At 66.9% G+C, this 18,852-nt stretch carries 13 protein-coding genes, 1 pseudogene and 1 riboswitch; of the genes and pseudogenes, 7 read left to right on the plus strand and 7 right to left on the minus strand.

The features are described from left to right. Positions 1–26 precede the first annotated feature (26 nt). Both FHX72_RS09285 and FHX72_RS09290 read right to left on the minus strand, forming a co-directional pair. Positions 27–1,100: an IS630 family transposase gene (locus tag FHX72_RS09285; RefSeq protein ID WP_183623125.1), complete on the minus strand. Its 1,074-nt coding sequence runs from the start codon at positions 1,098–1,100 to the stop codon at positions 27–29. A 49-nt stretch (positions 1,101–1,149) separates the two neighbouring features. Further along, positions 1,150–2,901 (minus strand): long-chain-fatty-acid--CoA ligase, encoded by a 1,752-nt coding sequence (locus FHX72_RS09290; RefSeq protein ID WP_068492937.1) that lies wholly within the window; start codon positions 2,899–2,901, stop codon positions 1,150–1,152. Between the two features lie 83 nt (positions 2,902–2,984). Here FHX72_RS09290 and dinB point away from each other — a divergent pair, with 83 nt between their 5' ends. Next, a complete protein-coding gene (dinB, locus tag FHX72_RS09295) occupies positions 2,985–4,280 on the plus strand; it encodes a DNA polymerase IV (RefSeq protein ID WP_183624555.1) in 1,296 nt (431 codons plus the stop codon). A gap of 66 nt (positions 4,281–4,346) precedes the next feature. Here dinB and FHX72_RS09300 read toward each other — a convergent pair whose 3' ends face one another. Further along, positions 4,347–4,634, minus strand: a complete 288-nt coding sequence (locus FHX72_RS09300; RefSeq protein ID WP_068483111.1) for a DUF2277 domain-containing protein — start codon at positions 4,632–4,634, stop codon at positions 4,347–4,349. A gap of 96 nt (positions 4,635–4,730) precedes the next feature. On the opposite strand from FHX72_RS09300, the gene FHX72_RS09305 reads away from it, so the two are divergent. Further along, positions 4,731–5,881, plus strand: a protein-coding gene (locus FHX72_RS09305) for an IS3-like element ISAar43 family transposase (protein ID WP_183624557.1) whose coding sequence is annotated in 2 segments (ribosomal slippage) — positions 4,731–5,001 and positions 5,001–5,881 — 1,152 coding nt in all. Because the reading frame shifts where the segments join, the coding sequence is not laid out codon by codon here. Between the two features lie 335 nt (positions 5,882–6,216). On the opposite strand, the gene FHX72_RS09310 is transcribed toward FHX72_RS09305, so the two are convergent. Further along, positions 6,217–6,588 (minus strand): hypothetical protein, encoded by a 372-nt coding sequence (locus FHX72_RS09310; RefSeq protein ID WP_141388381.1) that lies wholly within the window; start codon positions 6,586–6,588, stop codon positions 6,217–6,219. 528 nt (positions 6,589–7,116) lie between these two features. Between FHX72_RS09310 and FHX72_RS09315 the strand changes: the two genes are divergently transcribed. From FHX72_RS09315 to FHX72_RS09330, 4 genes and pseudogenes are all read left to right on the plus strand, one after another. Continuing rightward, positions 7,117–8,285, plus strand: a protein-coding gene (locus tag FHX72_RS09315; RefSeq protein ID WP_244964119.1) for an IS3 family transposase whose coding sequence is annotated in 2 segments (ribosomal slippage) — positions 7,117–7,372 and positions 7,372–8,285 — 1,170 coding nt in all. Because the reading frame shifts where the segments join, the coding sequence is not laid out codon by codon here. Between the two features lie 233 nt (positions 8,286–8,518). After that, complete coding sequence (locus FHX72_RS09320) at positions 8,519–9,727, plus strand: IS110 family RNA-guided transposase (RefSeq protein WP_183624561.1); 1,209 nt, start codon at positions 8,519–8,521, stop codon at positions 9,725–9,727. 235 nt (positions 9,728–9,962) lie between these two features. After that, on the plus strand, positions 9,963–10,907 hold the full coding sequence (locus tag FHX72_RS09325; protein WP_183624564.1) for an alpha/beta fold hydrolase: 945 nt from the start codon (positions 9,963–9,965) through the stop codon (positions 10,905–10,907). 113 nt (positions 10,908–11,020) lie between these two features. Continuing rightward, positions 11,021–11,608, plus strand: a pseudogene (locus FHX72_RS09330) (integrase core domain-containing protein); the annotation flags it as partial. Between the two features lie 195 nt (positions 11,609–11,803). On the opposite strand, the gene treZ reads toward FHX72_RS09330, so the two are convergent. Genes treZ through glgX form a run of 3 tightly spaced genes read right to left on the minus strand, consistent with a single transcriptional unit; the run spans position 11,804 to position 18,210 of the window. After that, entirely contained in the window at positions 11,804–13,600 is a 1,797-nt protein-coding gene (gene treZ, locus FHX72_RS09335; protein ID WP_338110096.1) for a malto-oligosyltrehalose trehalohydrolase, read from the minus strand. A 46-nt stretch (positions 13,601–13,646) separates the two neighbouring features. Then, positions 13,647–15,971 carry a malto-oligosyltrehalose synthase gene (treY, locus tag FHX72_RS09340; RefSeq protein WP_338110097.1) on the minus strand — a complete coding sequence of 775 codons (2,325 nt, stop codon included), beginning with the start codon at positions 15,969–15,971 and terminating at the stop codon, positions 13,647–13,649. A 43-nt stretch (positions 15,972–16,014) separates the two neighbouring features. Beyond that, positions 16,015–18,210: a glycogen debranching protein GlgX gene (glgX, locus tag FHX72_RS09345; protein WP_183624567.1), complete on the minus strand. Its 2,196-nt coding sequence runs from the start codon at positions 18,208–18,210 to the stop codon at positions 16,015–16,017. Between the two features lie 139 nt (positions 18,211–18,349). Between glgX and FHX72_RS09350 the strand changes: the two genes are divergently transcribed. Continuing rightward, complete coding sequence (locus tag FHX72_RS09350; RefSeq protein ID WP_068493157.1) at positions 18,350–18,682, plus strand: hypothetical protein; 333 nt, start codon at positions 18,350–18,352, stop codon at positions 18,680–18,682. A 25-nt stretch (positions 18,683–18,707) separates the two neighbouring features. Continuing rightward, a riboswitch (TPP riboswitch) is annotated at positions 18,708–18,817 on the plus strand. The last annotated feature ends 35 nt before the right edge of the window (positions 18,818–18,852 follow it).

Here is an 18,852-nt window from a genome sequence, read left to right on the forward strand (position 1 = left end):
GACCCTCAACCTTTGTCAGACACGCCCTAGTGTCGCGTTTCTGAAGTTGGTTGACGGTTCGCTTTCGCGAGGATCTCGTCGCTGGTCTTGGTCCAGACGAATGGGTGCTTTCGGTCGTTCCAGCCAGTGATGAACTGCCGGATCTTCGCGTTGAGGTCTTTCACCGAGGTGAAAATCCCGCGACGGATCGCTTGCCGGTCGATGATCCCGAACCACACCTCGACCAAGTTCAACCACGACCCGGACGTCGGCGTGAAATGAACGTGGAAGCGGGGTCGTTTCTCGAGCCAGGTCTTGACCTCTGGCGTTTTGTGGGTGGCGTAGTTGTCCATCACGAGGTGCAGGTCCCGTTCCGGGTAGGCGCGGTCGAGTTGCCGGAGGAACGAGAGGAACTCTTGCCGGCGATGCTTGGGTTTGACCGCTCCGGTGACGTGTCCGGTCGCGACGTCTAATGCAGCGAACAGTGTGGTCGTGCCGTGGCGCTTGTAATCATGCGTGCGCTTCTCGGTGTCCCCGATCCGCATCGGCAGCATGGGTGCGGTCCGGTCAAGGGCCTGGATCTGGGACTTCTCGTCCACGCAGAGCACGATCGCGTTCTCGGGCGGCGCGAGATACAAGCCGACAACGTCGGTGACCTTCCCGACGAGCTCCGGGTCGGTCGAGAACTTGAACGTCTCCGACTTCCATGGCTGCACCCCGTACTCCCGCCACGCCCTGGCCACCGTCGCGTTCCCAACCCCCAGGCGCTGCGCGAGCAGGCGCGAGGACCAATGTGTCACGCCGTACTTCTTCGGCGGGGCCGTCAAGGTCGCTGCCACGATCTCGGCATGATCGAGATGCTTCGGCCGGCCAGAGCGCGGCGCATCGGAGAGCCCCGCAATTCCGGCCTCGGCATACCGTTTCCGCCACTTCCACACCGAGGTCGTCGTAGTCCCAACCTCGGCCGCGATCCGCGAGTTCGCGACACCTTCCGAGGCGAGCAGCACGATCCGCGCTCGCATCGACAGGCCCGCACGAATACTCGTCGACCGAGCCCACGACACCAACTCAACACGATCCACGTCAGGGAGTAGCAGAGCCGCAGCAGGAGAATTCGCCATTCCACATTCTCCCAAACACAAACCGTTTAGGAACTAACGACACGCAGCACTAGTTCGCTTCCGGGGTGGGGGCCGTCGCGCCCTCGTCATCGTCCGCCGGCGCCGCTGTCGCATTGCGGTTCTGCTGGAGCGCATCCCGAACCTTCTTGCGCAGCACCTTCCCGATGAGCGACTTCGGGAGTTCCTCCCAGACGACGTATGAGCGGGGAACCTTGTGCTCGGAGAGCCGTTCGCGGACAAACGCGCGCGCCGCCGCCTCGTCGAAGGTTGCCCCGTCGTCGAGCACAACAACGGCGGTGACAACTTCGGCGCCGCCGCCTCGCTTGATGCCGACGACAGCAGCCTCGGCGATACCCGGGACCTCGGTGACAACCCGCTCGACCTCGGAGGGCGACACATTGAAGCCGCCCGTGATGATGAGCTCCTTCTTCCGGTCGACGACGGTCACGAACCCGTCCTCGTCCTGCACGACCAGGTCGCCTGAACGCAACCAGCCGCCCTCGATGAGCACCTCGGCGGTCTCCTCCGGGCGGTTCCAGTAGCCCTGGAACGTCTGCGGGCCCTTGATGAGCAGTTCGCCGACTTCGCCAAGCTCAACCTCGGTGCTCGGGTCGTTGGGGTCCGTGACCTTGATGAACGTCGACGGGAAGGGGATGCCGATCGTCCCAGTCTTGCGCTTGTCCGTGAACGGGTTGCCGAGCGCCACGGGGGACGTCTCGGTGAGGCCGTAGCCTTCGACAAGCTGGCCCCCGGCGACGGCCTCCCAGCGGTGCACGATGGCGTCGTTGAGGGTCATCGCCCCGGAGATGGCGTAGATGACGCCGGAGAGGTCGAGCTTGCCCTCCTTCGAGACGCGCGCGAGGCGGTCGTACATGGGAGGCACAGCGGGGATGAACGTCGCAGGGGACTTCTTCGACGCCTCGATGACCAGCTCCGGGTCGAACGTCGGGAAGAGCACCGCCTTCGCTCCGACGCTCACGGAGTAGATGACCGAGAGCAGCACGCCGAACGCGTGGAACATCGGCAGGACGCCGTAGATGGTCTCGTTGCCCGCGGTGAACTCTGGCATCCACGCGGCGCCCTGGCGTGCGTTTGACCAGAGGTTGCGGTGCGTGAGCATCGCACCCTTGGGGTTGCCGGTTGTGCCGCTCGTGTACTGCAGACTCGCAAGGTCCTGTGGACCGGGGGTCGGGATGCTCGCGTCGAGCCGCTGCTGCTTCGCGAGCTTCTCGAACGGCACGGTGCCTGGGGCTTTCGCGCTGAGCTTGGCGCGAGACTCCCGCGCCTTGGCAATGGGCAGACGCAGGAGCAGCTGCGTCTTGAGCGGCATGCCCTTCGTCACGTCGACCGCGATGACGTGGCGGATGCCGAGGCTGTGGGGGAGCGACTGCACCGTCGACGCGGCCTTGTCCCAGGCGATGACGATCTCGGCGCCGTGGTCCTCGAACTGCGTGCGCAGCTCGTCGCGCGTGTAGAGCGGGTTGTGCTCGACGACGACAGCGCCGAGGCGCAGGACGGCGTAGAAGGCGACCACGTGCTGCGGCGCGTTCGGCATGATGAGCGCGACCCTGTCGCCTCGCTTGACGCCGATGCGGCGGAGCCCCTGCGCGAAGCGCAGCACCTGGTCCTGCAGCTCGGAGAAGGTGGTCTGGGCGCCGAAGAACTCGATCGCGGGCTTGTCTGGGAAGCGTTCGGCGATCTCCGAAAGCATGTCGGGGAGTGAGCCGTTCGGGACTTCGATGTCCTTCGGGGTTCCGGGTGCGTAGAAGGCGGTCCAGGCGCGAGACTCGTTGAGCTGCATGCGCAGAGTCTATTCGCGGAGAGCATCGCGCAGATGACGGACAGCGTCCCGCGGATGTCGGTGGGACATCGCACAATGGATGCATGACGAGGAAAGACATGGGAGTGCGGCAGACGGGTGCGGCGTCCGAGCGCGACGCGTCCGCGAGCATCCTCCATGTCGACATGGACGCGTTCTTCGTGGCCGTGGAGTTGCTCGAGCGGCCCGACCTCATCGGCAAGCCCGTCATCGTCGGGGGAACGCGAGAGCGAGGCGTCGTCTCGAGCGCCAGCTACGAGGCGCGCGCAAGGGGCGTCCGCAGCGCGATGCCCATGCATCAGGCCATCGCGCGCTGCCCGGAGGCGGTCGTACTGCCCGGCAGCATGCACAAGTACCGCGAGGCGTCCCAGCAGGTCATGGAGATCTTCCGGGAGTTCACGCCGCTCGTCGAGCCGCTCTCGATCGACGAGGCGTTCCTCGACGTGTCCGGCGCTAGCCTGCTGTTCGGCTCACCTGGCGAGATTGCGGCCCGGCTGCGGGAGCGGGTGAAGGCGCAGACGGGGCTGACGTGCTCGGTGGGCGCCGCATCCACGAAGTTCGTGGCGAAGCTCGCCTCCGGCAAGTGCAAGCCGAACGGCATGCTCGTCATCCCGCACGAGGAGACGATCCCGTTCCTGCATCACCTGCCGGTCGGTGCCCTCTGGGGCGTCGGCGAGAAGAGCGAGGCGAAGTTGCGGGGGATGGGCATTCACACGGTCTTCGACCTTGCTCACACGCCCGTGCCTGTCCTCGAGCGGGCGATTGGCAAGGCGGGAGCTGCGAAGCTCAGCGCGCTTGCGTGGGGCCGAGACGAGCGGGGCGTCGAGGAGGCCCACCGCGAGAAGTCGATCAGCCACGAGCAGACGTTCTTCGAGGATGTTGGCGACTTCGTCTTCCTCGAGCGGGAGGTGCGGGCACAGGCGGATGCCGTGGCGACGCGCCTGCGCCGCGCTGGCCTGCAAGCCCGCCAGGTCGGCATCAAGCTCCGCTGGTCAGACTTCTCGACCATCACGCGCTCGCACACGCTGGCAGAGCCGAGCGACGTCGGTCATTCGCTGTACCTCGAGGCGCGCGAGATGCTGCGCACAGCGCTCGTGCCGCCAAGGCCCGTGCGCCTCATCGGCGTGCGCGCCGAACGCCTCGTGGAGGCCGGCAGCTCCGGCCAGCTGTCGCTCTTCGGCGCCGAGGAGGACGACGACTGGGAGGCCGCGGAGCGAGCCGTCGACCAGGCGGTGGCCCGCTTCGGGAAGTTCGCCCTGCGCCCGGCGTCACTGCTCGGCCGCGGCGAGCGAAGCGACGGCACCGTTGGCCTCAGCGAGCGCGCGAACCGCACGCAGGACGAGGCCCCCGACCGTCACTGAGCCGCGCGCGAGCCCTCGCTCGCGGTGATCGCGCAGTACACCGCCCTGCGGATGGCTCTGCAGACGCTAGGAGGCGGTCTTGGCGGCTTCCCGCGCGGCGATGCGTGCCTGCACCTCTGGCCGGCGCAGCGGAGGCGCGGACTTTGGGGGCTGGCGTCGCTCTGGCAGGTCCTCGAGGAGGTGCTCGGTGATGTGCGCGATCTCGCGGACGGCCTTCTCGAAGGCCTCGCGAGTGCGCTCCGTCGGATGCGTGATTCCGGAGACCTTGCGCACGTACTGGCGTGCGGCCGCCTCGATCTCGTTGTCGTTCGCGGCTGGTTCGAGCCCGCGGAGCTCCGTGATGTTTCTGCACATGCGCGTCAGGGTATGGGCTGACCCCGTTTGGTAGGTCCGGTGGTTGTGTGAGTCGTCCTGTTGCCCGGGGGTCCGGGCAGTGAGACTGGTCAGATCATGACGAACAGCAGGAAGCGTCACACCTCGGAGCAGGTCGTCCGTAAGCTCGGGCAGGCCGACAGGATGCTCGCGGGCGGTAGCGACATCGCCGGGGTGTGTCGAGAGCTCGGAGTGTCCGAGCAGACGTACTACCGGTGGCGGAACCAGTACGGCGGGCTGAAGGCCGACGACGCGAAGCGGCTGAAGGAGCTCGAGAAGCAGAACGCCACGCTCAAGCGGCTGCTCGCCGAGGCAGAGCTCGAGAAGGCCGCGCTCAAGGAGCTGGCTGAGGGAAACTTCTAGGCCCGGGCAGGCGCCGCGCCGCCGTCGACCACCTCAAGCGCAAGCTGCGGGTGAGCGAACGAATGGCGTGCCGTCTGGCCGGGCTGAGCAGGTCCGCATACCGTCGCCCGCTCCAGGGTGAGACGACAGCCGACCCGGACCTGGCGTTGCGGGACTGGCTGCGGGCGTATGCGAAGAAGCACCCGCGGTGGGGATACCGCAGGGCCTACCACGATGCCCGCGGCGAGGGGTGGGTCGTGAACCACAAGAAGATCCAACGGCTCTGGCGCGAGGAAGGGCTGCGCGTCCCGCAGCGGCGTCGCCGCAAACGCGTTGGGTCTTCGACCGTCGACGCCCCGGCAGCGGTCGCACCGAACCTCGTGTGGGCGGTGGACTTCCAGTTCGACGCGGACGAGCAGGGCCGTCCGATCAAGATCTGCTCCATCGTCGACGAGCACACCCGCGAGTGCATCGGCGGGCTCGTCGAACGGTCGATCACCGCGGACCGGCTCACCGCCCACCTCGAGGACCTCGTCGCCGTCCGCGGCGCCCCCGCGGTGCTCCGATCCGACAACGGCCACGAGTTCATCAGCGACGCGATGGCCGACTGGGCCGGCACCCGCACCGGCCTGTTCTACATCCCGCCCGGCTCGCCCTGGCACAACGGGTACGTCGAGTCGTTCAACAGCAGGCTCCGCGACGAGTGCCTGAACATCAACAGCTTCTACTCGCTGCTCCACGCCCAGGTCGTGATCGGCGACTGGAAGACCGAATACAACCACGACCGCCGGCATTCATCGCTCGGCTACCTCGCACCCGTCGACTACGCTCGGCAATGCACCCATCAATCGGAAACCGACGACTCGCACAGCGACCGGACCGAATGAAGGGGGCGGCCCAGCCTCCCCCGGCATCTCGGGGGAACGTTCACAGTGTTCTCACGCGAAGGGACGCTGCTGCACGACGCGGAGAAGAGGTGCCAGGCCGCCCCGCAACACCGCGCGGGTCCCAGGATCACCGAGAGGCTGCCGCCGAATTCGATGGCCGGGCCGAGTGATTCGACCCATGAGGGCGCCGGTCCCGGACTCACCCCCGAGGGGCGGAGCCGACATGCGGCGACGGCGCCACCCTCGCAAGGGTGACGCGTCGCTCGGCCGGGCTCGGCGATGCAGGCCCGCCACAGGTGGGCGTGGTGGTGATGGCCACGCCCACCTGTGGTCGCTCAGGAACGGGCGAAGAACATCTGGTTGACGGACTTGTTCGCACCCCAGGCGGAGGTGGGGCGGGAGCCCTTGCCGAGCTCCCACGCGATCGTCACCGAGCGACCACGCGTGATGGAACGCAGGCGCGAACCGGTGTGCACGTCACCCACACGCGAGGACGTCTTGGCGTTGATCACGGCCATGACCTGCGCCTTGCTCGCGTCGGCGGGCACCCGCACCGTCACGAACTGCCAGTTGTTCGCGCCCCAGAGGGCGCGGTCCTCGCGGTAACGCAGCACGCCGTCGTCGTCGAGGCGCGCCGCGACCCGGGCCTGAGCCGCGGTCTTGGGCATGTACCGGTCCACCTGGAAGGTGCGCTGCACCGCCTTCACTGCGGGGACGCTCGGACGGGTCGTCGGGCGCGTGGTGGGCGTGGTCGTGGGGCGCGTCGTCGGCGCGGGCACCGTAGTCGCGGGCGACGAGGGCCGCGGCGTGATCGCCGGGACCGAGGTCGTCGGCGCCGGGCTCGTCGGCCGGGGGGCCGTCGTCGGGTACACGCAGCACCGGAGCGGGGACGCCGTTTCTCCATGTGATGTCCCGTGTCGCCTGTCTGATCGACCCCGGCCTCACCTTCCTTAGCCGCGATGCCGAGGCCTGGTCCACGTTCTGCGGGCCGTCCGGGCGTGGACGGGCACGCCCGGCGCCGGCACAGAGCGTCCGAAGTGCCACGGGGCGGGCCGGCAGGCATGATCCGGGCGGGACGCGGCCCCGTTACCTTCTTCATACCCAGTTCGGGGAGTGATCCTTGGAGGGTGTTGGCCATCCCGGGCTCGGCATGACTCTGTGCTGGGCTGCCGCTATGTTCTCGGACAGTAGCTCCCCGGTAAATTGGGTAGGGAAGTCGCCGGGAGGGGCAATTCATGTCTCGTAGAAGATTTACGCAGGAATTTAAGGACGAGCTCTGTCAGGAGGTGATCGCGTCGTCGAAACCGATCAAGGACGTTGCAGCGTCGTATGGTGTGGGCGCGGAGACTCTCCGGAATTGGCTCGCGAAGTATCGGGCGGACAACCCGGTCACGGAACTCCCTGTGAGTGGATCGGAGCGAGAGCGACTCCGTGAGCTCGAGAAGGAAGTCCTGGAGCTACGGGCGGAGACCGCGTTCCTGAAAAGAGCTACGGCTTACTTCGCGCGGGAGCAGCGGTGGTGAGCAAGTATGAATACATTGACTCCCTGACCATTGACGCGAGTGTTAATCATTCCGTCACGAAAATGTGCGCTTGGCTTGGTGTTTCGAAATCTGGTTTCTATTCCTGGAGGGACCCGACGCCAACTCGCACGCAGGAGCGACGAGACGCACTTGTCGAGAAGATCACAATGTTCTTCGAAGCGTCGGACGGGACGTATGGGTATCGGCGAATTCACGCTGACCTTGCCGAGGCTGGCACGCACTGTTCCCCGGAGCTCGTTCGCCGCCTGATGGCTGAGCACAAGCTTGTGGCCTGCCAGCCTCGACCGTTCCGAGTCACGACAACCACGGATGGCGAGGAGCATGCCCTCCCGGATCTCGTCGAGCGCGACTTCACGGCCACCCGACCGGGTCGGAAATTCGTCGGCGATATCACCTACATTCACACCTGGCAGGGTTTCGTGTATCTCGCGACCGTCATCGATTGCTATTCAAAGAAAGTCGTTGGGTGGGCCATTGAGGACCACATGCGGACCGAGTTGATCGAGCAGGCGCTCAGAAATGCCGCCGAGAGCACACCGATTGAGGAGGGCGCTGTGTTCCATTCCGATCGCGGAAGTGTCTACACGTCCAGCGATTTTCGGAAGTCGGTGAAAGATCTCGGAATGCGTTCCTCGATGGGGCGAACTGGTGTATGTTGGGATAACGCGATGGCCGAATCATTCTTCGCTGCCTTGAAAAATGAGCGAGTGTATCGGACGACGTATCCGAGCAAGAAGCATGCTCGGAAGGATATCGTTCGCTATATCGAGGGGTTCTATAACAGTCGGCGTCGCCATTCGGGGTTAGGGTATCAAACGCCGAATCAGGTCCATCACGGGCCACTCACGTTGGCAGCATAAAAGTCATCGCATTCAGGCTGGGGACAGTCCGAAAACATCGCGGCAGACCATGCCCCCTGTCGCTGTTCATGATCTGGGGGGTGTTGTCACCGAGTCCCGGTTTGGCGGCTTGTGATCGCTGATAGGGACAGGGCCCGGACGTGTTCCGAGTGTCGTTCGTAACGTGGATGTCGAGACTCGCCGCTTCTTGGTTCGGCCAACGCTGGAACCGAAATTTGAGAGGGGAAGGGCTGATGGAAACAAGCATCACCGGACACGACAGCGTCGACGTGTTCATCGGTGTCGATGTCGGCAAAGGCGAGCATCACGCGGTCGCGATCGACCGCACGGGGAAGAAACTCTTCGACAAAGCGCTGCCCAACGACGAGAGCAAACTCCGCGCGCTCATCGATGGGTTGAAGGACCACGGGACGCTACTGTTCGTCGTCGATCAGCCTGCCACGATCGGCGCGCTGCCGATTGCGGTCGCGCAAGCCGCGGGAGTCCTCGTCGGCTACCTGCCGGGGCTCGCGATGCGCCGCATCGCGGACCTCCACGCGGGCGAAGCGAAAACCGACGCGAGAGACGCGGCCATCATCGCGGAATCCGCCCGGACCCTCCCGCACGCCCTCCGATCGATCCAGCTCGCGGACGAGCAGGTCGCGGAACTCTCGATGCTCTGCGGCTTCGATGACGACCTCGCGGGACAAGTGACCGCGACGAGCAACCGCATCCGCGGCCTGCTCACGCAGATTCACCCCGCGCTCGAACGAGTCCTTGGCCCGCACCTCGATCACAAGGCCGTCGTTGATCTCCTCCAGCGTCACCCCGCGCCCGCGGATCTCGCGAAGCTCGGCCCGACACGGCTAGCCAACCGACTCGTAAAGCTCGCTCCCCGCATGGGCAAACGCCTCGCGGCCGAGATCATGCAGGCGCTCTCCGAGCAGACGGTCGTGGTCGTCGGCACGAACGCTGCCAGCCTCGTCCTGCCGCGCCTCGCGAAACAACTCGAAGACCTCCGCACCCAACGGGCCGAGATCGCGGTCGAGGTTGAACGGCTCGTCGATGCGCACCCTCTTCACCCGGTCTTGACGAGCATGCCAGGAGTCGGCGTCAGGACCGCAGCGAGACTCCTCACCGAAGTCGCCGGGAAACAGTTCGCGACCGCAGGTCACCTCGCGTCCTACGCCGGACTCGCGCCCGTCACGCGACGCTCCGGCTCTTCCATCCGGGGCGAGCACGCCTCCCGACGCGGGAACAAGATCCTGAAACGGACTCTGTTCCTCTCCGCGTTCGCGGCACTGAAAGACCCCGTCTCGCGCACCTACTACGACCGGAAACGCGCGCAAGGCAAACGCCACAACCAAGCCCTCATCGCACTCGCCAGACGACGCTGCGACGTCCTCTACGCAATGCTCCGAGACGGCACCATCTACCAAACCCCGACACCCCAAAACCCTTGACAAAACCATAGGGACACCCCCCCCACCGGGGGTGACCCTGCCGGGACGCCGGGTCCGGACCCGGTCACGCGGCTCTCGGGACGGGCTGGGCGCGTACCTGCCGCTCTCAGCGCCCGCGACAGGGAGTTCCGCGAGTGGGCGACGGAGGTCGGGGGCCGGACATCCCGTTGTCGGCAGGTACGGTAGGGTCATACCGTCGAGCTCCCCGCCCGAGGGGCATGACGAGGAGGTCAGCATGGCTCTGCGCGAACTCGAGTTCACGTCGCACAACGGCACCGACACCATCCAGGCCTGGGTGTACGAACCGGCGGTCACGCCGGTGGCGGTGGTCCAGCTCATCCACGGTCTCGGCGAGCACTCCCGCCGGTACCTGCACGTGACGGCCGCGCTAGTGGATGCGGGGTTCGTCGTGGTCGCGGACGATCACGCGGGTCACGGTCGGACGGCGATGCAGTCGGGGACGTGGGGTGACGCCGGTGACGAGTCGGCGACGGTCATCGTGCAGGACGAGGTGACGCTGTACCGGAAGGCCAAGGAGCTGTTCCCCGACCTGCCGTACGTGGTGTTCGGCCACAGCCTGGGGTCGATGATCGCGCGGGCGCTGGTGCTGCAGCCGGGTGTCGAGGTCGACGGGCTCGCGCTGGGCGGTATCGCCGTGGGCATGCGCGGTGTCGAGTCGACGCTGGATCGCGAGGCCCTGAAGGCTGCCGTGGCGGCCGACGGTTCCGCCCCCGCTGCGGATGCGTTGGTGGGCCAGCTGTTCGACGGCTTCTACGACCGCCTCGGCCCGGACTTCGGCCCGACGGACTGGGTGGCGCGCAACGCGGACGTCGTCCGTGATCACGGCCGCGACCCCTTCAACAACTTCGGCGCCCCCTTGAGCAACCGGTTCCTGCAGGGCTTCGTCGACGTGTACGACCAGGCCAACGGCGACGACTTCTTCGACCGCCCTCCGCAGGTTCCCGTCGCGATCTTCGCGGGCGCGGAGGACCCGGTGACCAACTACGGCGAGGGTGCGCGCGAGGTCGCCCGGCGCCTGGAGGAGAAGGGCCACGACGTCGAACTCCACATCTACCCCGACGTCCGCCACGAGGTTCACAACGAGCCCGAGACCCGCGCCGAGATGGAGAACTCCCTCATCGAGTTCGTCCACCGCGCCGCCGGGCGGGACGACGCCTGACCCCCGAGGCGCACCCGGCCGCTCGCGCCCAAGCACCGTGACGGGGCCCTGCCGTGAGGATCGTCTCTCGGCAGGGCCCCGTCGGTGATGTGAGGTCTCAGGCCATGACGGGACGCACGCGTCGCCCAGCGAGGGGCTCGTCCATGGTGACCTCGCGAAGCGGAGGATGTCGCCGGTGGCGCAGCGAGGGCGAGAGGTGGGCGGTGGACTTCCAGTTCGACGCGGACGAGCAGGGCCGTCCGATCAAGATCTGCTCCATCGTCGACGAGCACACCCGCGAGTGCATCGGCGGGCTCGTCGAACGGTCGATCACCGCGGACCGGCTCACCGCCCACCTCGAGGACCTCGTCGCCGTCCGCGGCGCCCCCGCGGTGCTCCGATCCGACAACGGCCACGAGTTCATCAGCGACGCGATGGCCGACTGGGCCGGCACCCGCACCGGCCTGTTCTACATCCCGCCCGGCTCGCCCTGGCACAACGGGTACGTCGAGTCGTTCAACAGCAGGCTCCGCGACGAGTGCCTGAACATCAACAGCTTCTACTCGCTGCTCCACGCCCAGGTCGTGATCGGCGACTGGAAGACCGAATACAACCACGACCGCCGGCATTCATCGCTCGGCTACCTCGCACCCGTCGACTACGCTCGGCAATGCACCCATCAATCGGAAACCGACGACTCGCACAGCGACCGGACCGAATGAAGGGGGCGGCCCAGGTACGCCGACGCTCTGCGAGCGACAAGCGAGTCTGCCTTCGGGAGCTGGGCTGGGCGCGACCACGCCCACATGTCCAACTTGCGTGATGAACGCGTGGTCTCGGGGCCACCCGCTGCACCAACTGCCGTCTGAACACGGAAGTTGGTCAGCGGTGGCCGCGGGAACCCGCCGCCCGCCGAGTCAGGCGCGGGTGACCCGGATGACGGCGGCGCTCTGCGCGGGGAGGCTCAGTGGCACGAGCGGGGTGCCGACGGGCGCACCGGTTGTGGTGCCAGTGGTCTTGCCGAGGGCGACGCGTGCATCCGTCGCGAACAGCACCTCGGTGGCGTGCCTGACCGGCAGCTGGCGCTCGTCCGACGAGAAGTTCACGGCGACGACGAGGCTACCTCGCGTGATGACAAGCGTGCCGTCCTCCGCGGAGACGTCGACGGTGCTCGCGTCGAGCCATGGCGTCGTGATGTCCGCCTCGCGACTGCGGAGCGCGATGAGCTCGCGGTAGATCTCGAGGAGCCTCGCGTGCTCTGGCTTGTCGAGCTCGCTCCAGTCGAGTTTCGAGCGGTTGAAGGTCTCCACGTCCTGAGGGTTCGGGACGACGGCCGCATCCCAACCCATGCGCGCGAACTCGCCGATGCGTCCCTCGGTTGTCGCCTTCGCAAGCTCGGGCTCCGGGTGCGAGGAGAAGAACTGGAAGGGCGTTGTCGCACCCCACTCCTCGCCCATGAAGAGCATCGGAGTGAAGGGCGAGGTGAGTTCGAGGGTCGCGGCGATGGCGAGCTGGCCTGGTGAGAGGGATGCCGTGAGGCGGTCGCCGATGGCGCGGTTGCCGATCTGGTCGTGGTTCTGCGACGACACGACGAGCCGCCAGGCCCGGGTCTGCGCCGGGAGCGGACGCCCGTGGTGGCGGCCGCGGAACGTGGAGAGCGTGCCGTCGTGGAAGAAGCCCTTCGTGAGCACCTTCGCGAGTGCGTCGAGGCCCGCGAAGTCGCCGTAGTAGCCGCTCGTCTCGCCGGTTAGGTTGACGTGGACGGCGTGGTGGAAGTCGTCGGACCACTGCGCGTCGAGCCCGTAGCCGCCAGCCTCGTCAGAGGTGATGAGGCGCGGGTTGTTGAGGTCTGACTCCGCGATCAGGGTCAGCGGCCTGCCGACGTGCGCCTCGAGTTCGTCGACGTCGCGCGCGAACTCCTCGAGGATGTGCACGGCCCGGTCGTCCACGAGGGCATGCACGGCGTCGAGTCGGAGCCCGTCGACGTGGAAGTCGCGCAGCCACATGGCCACGTTGTCGCGCAGGTAGGCACGCACCTCGTCGGAGTTCTCGCCGTCGAGGTTGACGGTGTCGCCCCAGGCAGTGGCGTGGTGGTCCGAGAGGTACGGGCCGAACTTGCCGAGGTAGTTGCCGGAAGGTCCGAGGTGGTTGTAGACGACGTCCTGGATCACGCCGATGCCGCGCTCGTGGCACGCGTCGACGAAGCGCTGGTAGGCGGCAGGCCCGCCGTAGCCTTCGTGGACGGCGAACCAGTCGACGCCGTCGTAGCCCCAGCCGTGCGTGCCGCTGAACGCGTTGACGGGCATGACCTCGACGAAGTCGACGCCGAGCTCCTGCAGGTGGCCGAGGCGGTCGATGGCCGAGTCGAGGGTGCCTTCGGGAGTGAACGTGCCGATGTGCACCTCGATGATGACCGAGCCGGCGAGCGGCCTGCCCGTCCAGTCGCCGTCCACCCACGAGTGCCTTGCCGGGTCGAACGTGCGCGAGAGACCGTGCACGCCCTCCGGCTGCCAGCGGGAGCGGGGGTCTGGGACGGGGGTCGAGTCGTCGTTGATGAGGTACCCGTAGTCGTGGGTTGTCTCATCGAGCTCGAGCGCCGCATCCGGAACCCACCAGTCGCCGTCGGTGCTCCGCATCGGCACCTGAGTGCCGTCGAGGAGCAGGGTCAGCGTCTCGGCGTGGGGTGCCCAGACGTCGAAGCGGGAATCGCGCACGGAGAACTCCTTGATGGAAGGCGAGGTGTGTGGATGCGGGTGGCGGCTAGGACTTGGCCAGGAGCGCCACGGGGTACTGCTGCAGGATCGCGGCGAGCGGCACATCCTTGCCGCCCGTGTAGACGGCTGCGGTGAGCTGGTCGATCCACTCGCCCTCTGGCAGTGCGATGGTCGTGCCGATCCAGCCGCCGCCCTGTTCGAGGCCGATGGGCAGGCGAGTGCCGATCGTGATGGCGCCTCCCCGGGAGAAGGCGAGGGCGTGCTCGGAGGCCGGACCGTTCGCCATGATGCCCTCGTACTCGGTGAAGAGCTCGGGGCGGCCGCGCCGCAGGCGGAGGCACGCGGCGGTGACGAGGAGCTTGGCTGCTCCGGAGTCGTCGACCTCTGGCACGGCGCCGTGCAGGATCGCGTCGAGCGCCGAGGTGCGCGACGAGTAGTCCACGGGCTGCCGGTTGTCGGGGTCGACGAGCGTGCGCGCCCAGAGCTCCGTGCCCTGGTAGACGTCGGGGATGCCCGGCATCGTGAGCTGAACGATCTTCGCGGTGAGCGAGTTCGACCAGCCGGCGGACTGCGTCTCGGCGACGACGTTCTGGACGACGTTGGATGCGACGGGGTTGTCGAACACCGCGTCGACTGCAGAGCGCAGCTGCTCTTCGAACTCCTCGTTCGGGTTGGTCCAGCTTGTGTGCAGGTCGGCTTCGCGAGCCGCCTTCTCGAGGTAGGCGGTGAGGCGCTCCCTGGAGGCGGGCCAGGCCCCGACGATCGCCTGCCAGGTGAGTTGCGCAAACGCGTTGTCGTCGATGGGGGCGACGTTCTGCAGCTCCGCCACGCTTTCGGCCCAGAACTCCGGCACCTCGCTGAGGGCCGTGATGCGGGCTCGCGTGTCCTCGCCGCGCTTGGTGTCGTGGGTCGACAGCGTGGTCATGGCGTCGGGCCAGTCGCGCGCTCGCGCGGTCTGCAGCTCGTGGAACCGTTCAGGCGTGATGGAGAAGACGTTCGGGTCCCCGCCGACTTCGTTGAGCGAGGTGAGGCGTGCGTACCGGTAGAAGGACCGATCCTCGACGGCCTTCGCCATGATCATGCCCGTCGTCTGCTGGAGCCGCAGGGCGGCCTCGGCCTCCGGTGCTTCGAGGAACGGCAGGATGCGCGCGATGGGCTCCGCGAGGTCGGGCCGCTGCTCCTTCGCGGCCAGCGCCGCGTCGGCAAGATGGTGGGCACCGGTGGGGAGGTAGCTGCGGTAGACGCTGAAGTGGGCGGCGATCTCGGCGACCGAGTCCTCGATGAGGCTGTCCTCGAGGCCGGTCGAGCGCAGCTCGCGGGCGATCCTTCGGATCTCAGCGTTGAGGGAGACGTCCGCGACCGCGCGCTTCGCCTCGTGGATGAGCTGCTCCCAGTCGATCGGGCTGCCATCCGCTCCGGCGAGTTCGTCGAGCGCTTCCTCGGCGTCGGCGTCGACGAGGACACGGTCGATCTGCCCGAGCGCGTCGTAGCCGGTTGTGCCGGCCGTGCGCCAGTCCGCTGGCAGCGACTCGTCGCCCTCGAGGATCTTCTCGACGAGCACGTAGGCGCCGCGCGTCCGGTCGGCGAGGTGGCGCAGGTAGCCGCCGGGGTCGCGCAGTCCGTCCGGGTGGTCGATCCGGAGCCCGTCGACGAGGCGGTGCCGCATCCAGTCGAAGATCTCCTCGTGCGCTTCCTCGAACACGTCATCGTCTTCGACCCGGATGCCCGCGAGCGACGTGATCGTGAAGAAGCGACGGTAGTTGAGGCGGGTGTCGCCCTGACGCCAGTGGATGAGCTGGTAGTGCTGGTTGTCGAGCACCTCGCGCACGGAAGCGCCGTCAGGTGCGGACCCCTCGGCGAGCGGGTACTCGGTCGAGTGATAGCGCAGCACGCCGGCCTCAGCATCGACGGTCACGTTGGCGATCGCGGCGCCGCGCTCGCGGGGCATGTCGTCGTCGCCGACGGTCGGGATGAGGAGCTTGCCGCCCCCGGCCTCCCAGTCGATGTCGAAGGACTCGGCGTGCGCCGCGTCCCGGCCGTGCGCGAGCACATCCCACCACCACGGGTTGTCGCGCGGTGTGCCGACCCCCATGTGGTTCGGCACGATGTCGACGAGCACGCCGAGACCCAGTTCGCGTGCCTTGGCGGAGAACCGCTCGAGCGCCTCTCGGCCCCCCCGCTCGTCGTCGACCCTCGAGGGGTCGACGACGTCGTAGCCGTGTGTGCTACCCGGCGTCGCCTGCAGGATGGGCGAGAGGTACACCCATCCGACGCCGAGCCGCTCCAGGTAGGGGAGCTGCTCGGCGGCCGCGTCGAGGTCGAACTCGGACGTCAGTTGGAATCGGTACGTGCTGGATGGGATGCGCATCATGGTCTCCGTCGCGCGAGGTGCTTCTGAGTTGGGACAGGCCTGGTCAGCTGCCGAGGGGAGGCCGCGTGATGATGGCGATGGGCGTCGTCATTGCGGCGACGGAGGCGGCGACCGAGTGGTCTGGCTTCTCCTTGAGCTCGGCCTCGCGCAGGACGACAAGCGAGCGGGGCTCGAGCGGGATCGTCGAACCCGGCTCGACGGCCTCGAGGTCCGTGTGCATCCCCGACGTGTCGATGACGACGTCCCAGTGAGACGTGATCTCGACGCTGGGGAGCGTCGCCTCGACGACGGTCTCGCTCGCGTTGAAGTAGACCATGAAGCTCACGTCGGTGATCTCCTCGCCTCGCTCGTCGCGCCCGGCGATGGCGTTCCCGTTGAGGAACATGCCCATCGACTTCACGAACTCGGCGTTCCAGTCTTCCGACGCCATCTGCGTGCCGTCGGTCGAGAGCCACACGATGTCTGGCAGCGCTGATCCCTCTGGGCGCTCCTCGACGCGACCGTTGAAGAAGCGGCGGCGGCGGAAGGTGGGGTGGTCGGCGCGCAGCTGCGCGACGGCCCTCGTGAACTCGATGAGCGGCTCGTCTGCGCTCTCCCAGTGCACCCAGCTGAGCTCGCTGTCCTGCGCGTACGTGTTGTTGTTGCCGTTCTGGGTGCGGCCGAGCTCGTCACCGTGGAGCAGCATCGGGACGCCCTGGCTGAGCAGCATCGTCGCGATGATGTTGCGCTGCTGGCGCGCGCGCATGCCGTTGATCTCTGGGTCGTCGGTCGGACCTTCGACGCCCAGGTTGTACGACCGGTTGTGGCTCTCGCCGTCGTTGCCGTCCTCGCCGTTGGCGTCGTTGTGCTTCTCGTTGTACGAGACGAGGTCGCGCAAGGTGAAGCCGTCGTGGGCCGTGACGAAGTTGATGGACGCGAAGGGGCGGCGGCCGGAGTGCTCGTACAGGTCCGCCGAGCCGGTGATGCGGCTCGCGAACTCGCCGAGCGTCGAGGGCTCGCCGCGCCAGAAGTCGCGGACGGTGTCGCGGTACTTGCCGTTCCACTCCGTCCACTGCGGCGGGAAGTTGCCGACCTGGTAGCCGCCGGGGCCGACGTCCCAAGGCTCGGCGATGAGCTTCACCTGCGAGACCACCGGGTCCTGCTGCACGAGGTCGAAGAACGTGGAGAGCTTGTCGACGTCGTGCAGTTCGCGGGCGAGCGTCGACGCGAGGTCGAAGCGGAAGCCATCGACGTGCATCTCGGTCACCCAGTAGCGCAGCGAGTCCATGATGAGCTGCAGCGAGTGCGGGTGGCGCATGTTGAGCGAGTTGCCGGTGCCCGTGTAATCCGTGTAGTACCGCTTGTCGTCTTCCTCGAGGCGGTAGTAGGCGGCGTTGTCGATGCCGCGGAAGCTGAGGGTCGGGCCGAGATGGTTGCCCTCGGCGGTGTGGTTGTAGACCACGTCGAGGATGACCTCGATGCCGTTGGCGTGCAGCGTGCGCACCATCGACTTGAACTCCTGCACCTGCTGGCCAGCAGTGCCCTGGGAGGCGTAGTCGGCGTGCGGGGCGAGGAAGGAGATGGTGTTGTAGCCCCAGTAGTTGCGGAGGCCCTTCTCGATGAGGGTGCTGTCCTGCACGAACTGGTGCACGGGCATGAGCTCGATCGCGGTGACGCCGAGCCGCTTGAGGTGCTCGACGATCGCAGGGTGCGCGATGCCCGCGTACGTGCCGCGGATCTCCTCTGGCACATCCGGGTGCAGCTCGGTGAGGCCCTTGACGTGCGCCTCGTAGATGAGTGACTCGTTGTAGGGGATGCCAGGCTTCCGGTCGCCAGCCCAGTCGAAGTAGGGGTTGATGACAACGCCCTTCATCATGTGGGGCGCGGAGTCGAGGTCGTTGAACGAGTCGGGGTCGCCGAAGTTGTAGCTGAACAGCGACTGGTCCCAGTCGATGTCGCCCGTCGTCGCCTTCGCGTACGGGTCGAGGAGGAGCTTGGCCGGGTTGCAGCGGCTTCCGTTCGCGGGGTCGTAGTCGCCGTGCATCCGGTAGCCGTACTGCTGGCCTGGCTGCACGTGGGGGAGGTAGGCGTGCCAGACGTGCGCATCCTGCTCGTGGAGTCTCACCCGCTCTTCGTTGCCGTCGTCGTCGAAGAGGCAGAGTTCAACTTTGTGGGCGGCTTCGCTGAAGATCGCGAAGTTGGTGCCACTTCCGTCGAACGTCGCTCCGAGGGGGTAGGCATTTCCGGGCCACGTTTTCATGCACGCTCCTATTGCTTCATCGAAGAACATCGCGTGTGGATGCAGGCCCTAAAGCTACCAAAGGGTGGGAGGGGCCTTGCCCACCAGCACACAGGACTTCTCCTGGTTGGCAGGCATGTCGACGACCTACGCTGGCCGCATGACGAACCTCACACAGAACCTCACCGACTCCGTCAAGAAGCTCGGCGTCACGCTCGCCTACGGCGAGAAGGTGGAACTCGGCAAGTCCACCATCCTTCCAGTCGCCCTCGTGTCGTACGGCTACGGCGGCGGCGAGAGCACCGAGGAGGGGCAGGAGAACTCGTCGGGCGCTGGCGGCGGCGGCATGGCGATCCCGGTCGGCGCGTACGTTGACGACGAGTTCGGCACGAGCTTCCGTCCGAACATCATCGCCCTGATCGCGGTCTCGATTCCGCTGGTATGGACGGTCGGCCATGCGCTTCCTCGCCTCATCAAGGCGCTCAAGAAGTAGCTCGGGTCGCGATTCGACCTATACTCGAGGTGTTCACGGGAGTCCGGTAGTCCGGGCTGAGAGGAAGGCACAAGCCTTCGACCGTCAAACCTGATCTGGGTAATGCCAGCGCAGGGAGGCACATCTCCGAGCAGAGCCACCCCAGGCTCTGCGCCCGTGCACTTTCACTC

The organism is Pseudoclavibacter helvolus (assembly GCF_014191305.1).
Classification (GTDB): domain Bacteria; phylum Actinomycetota; class Actinomycetes; order Actinomycetales; family Microbacteriaceae; genus Pseudoclavibacter; species Pseudoclavibacter helvolus.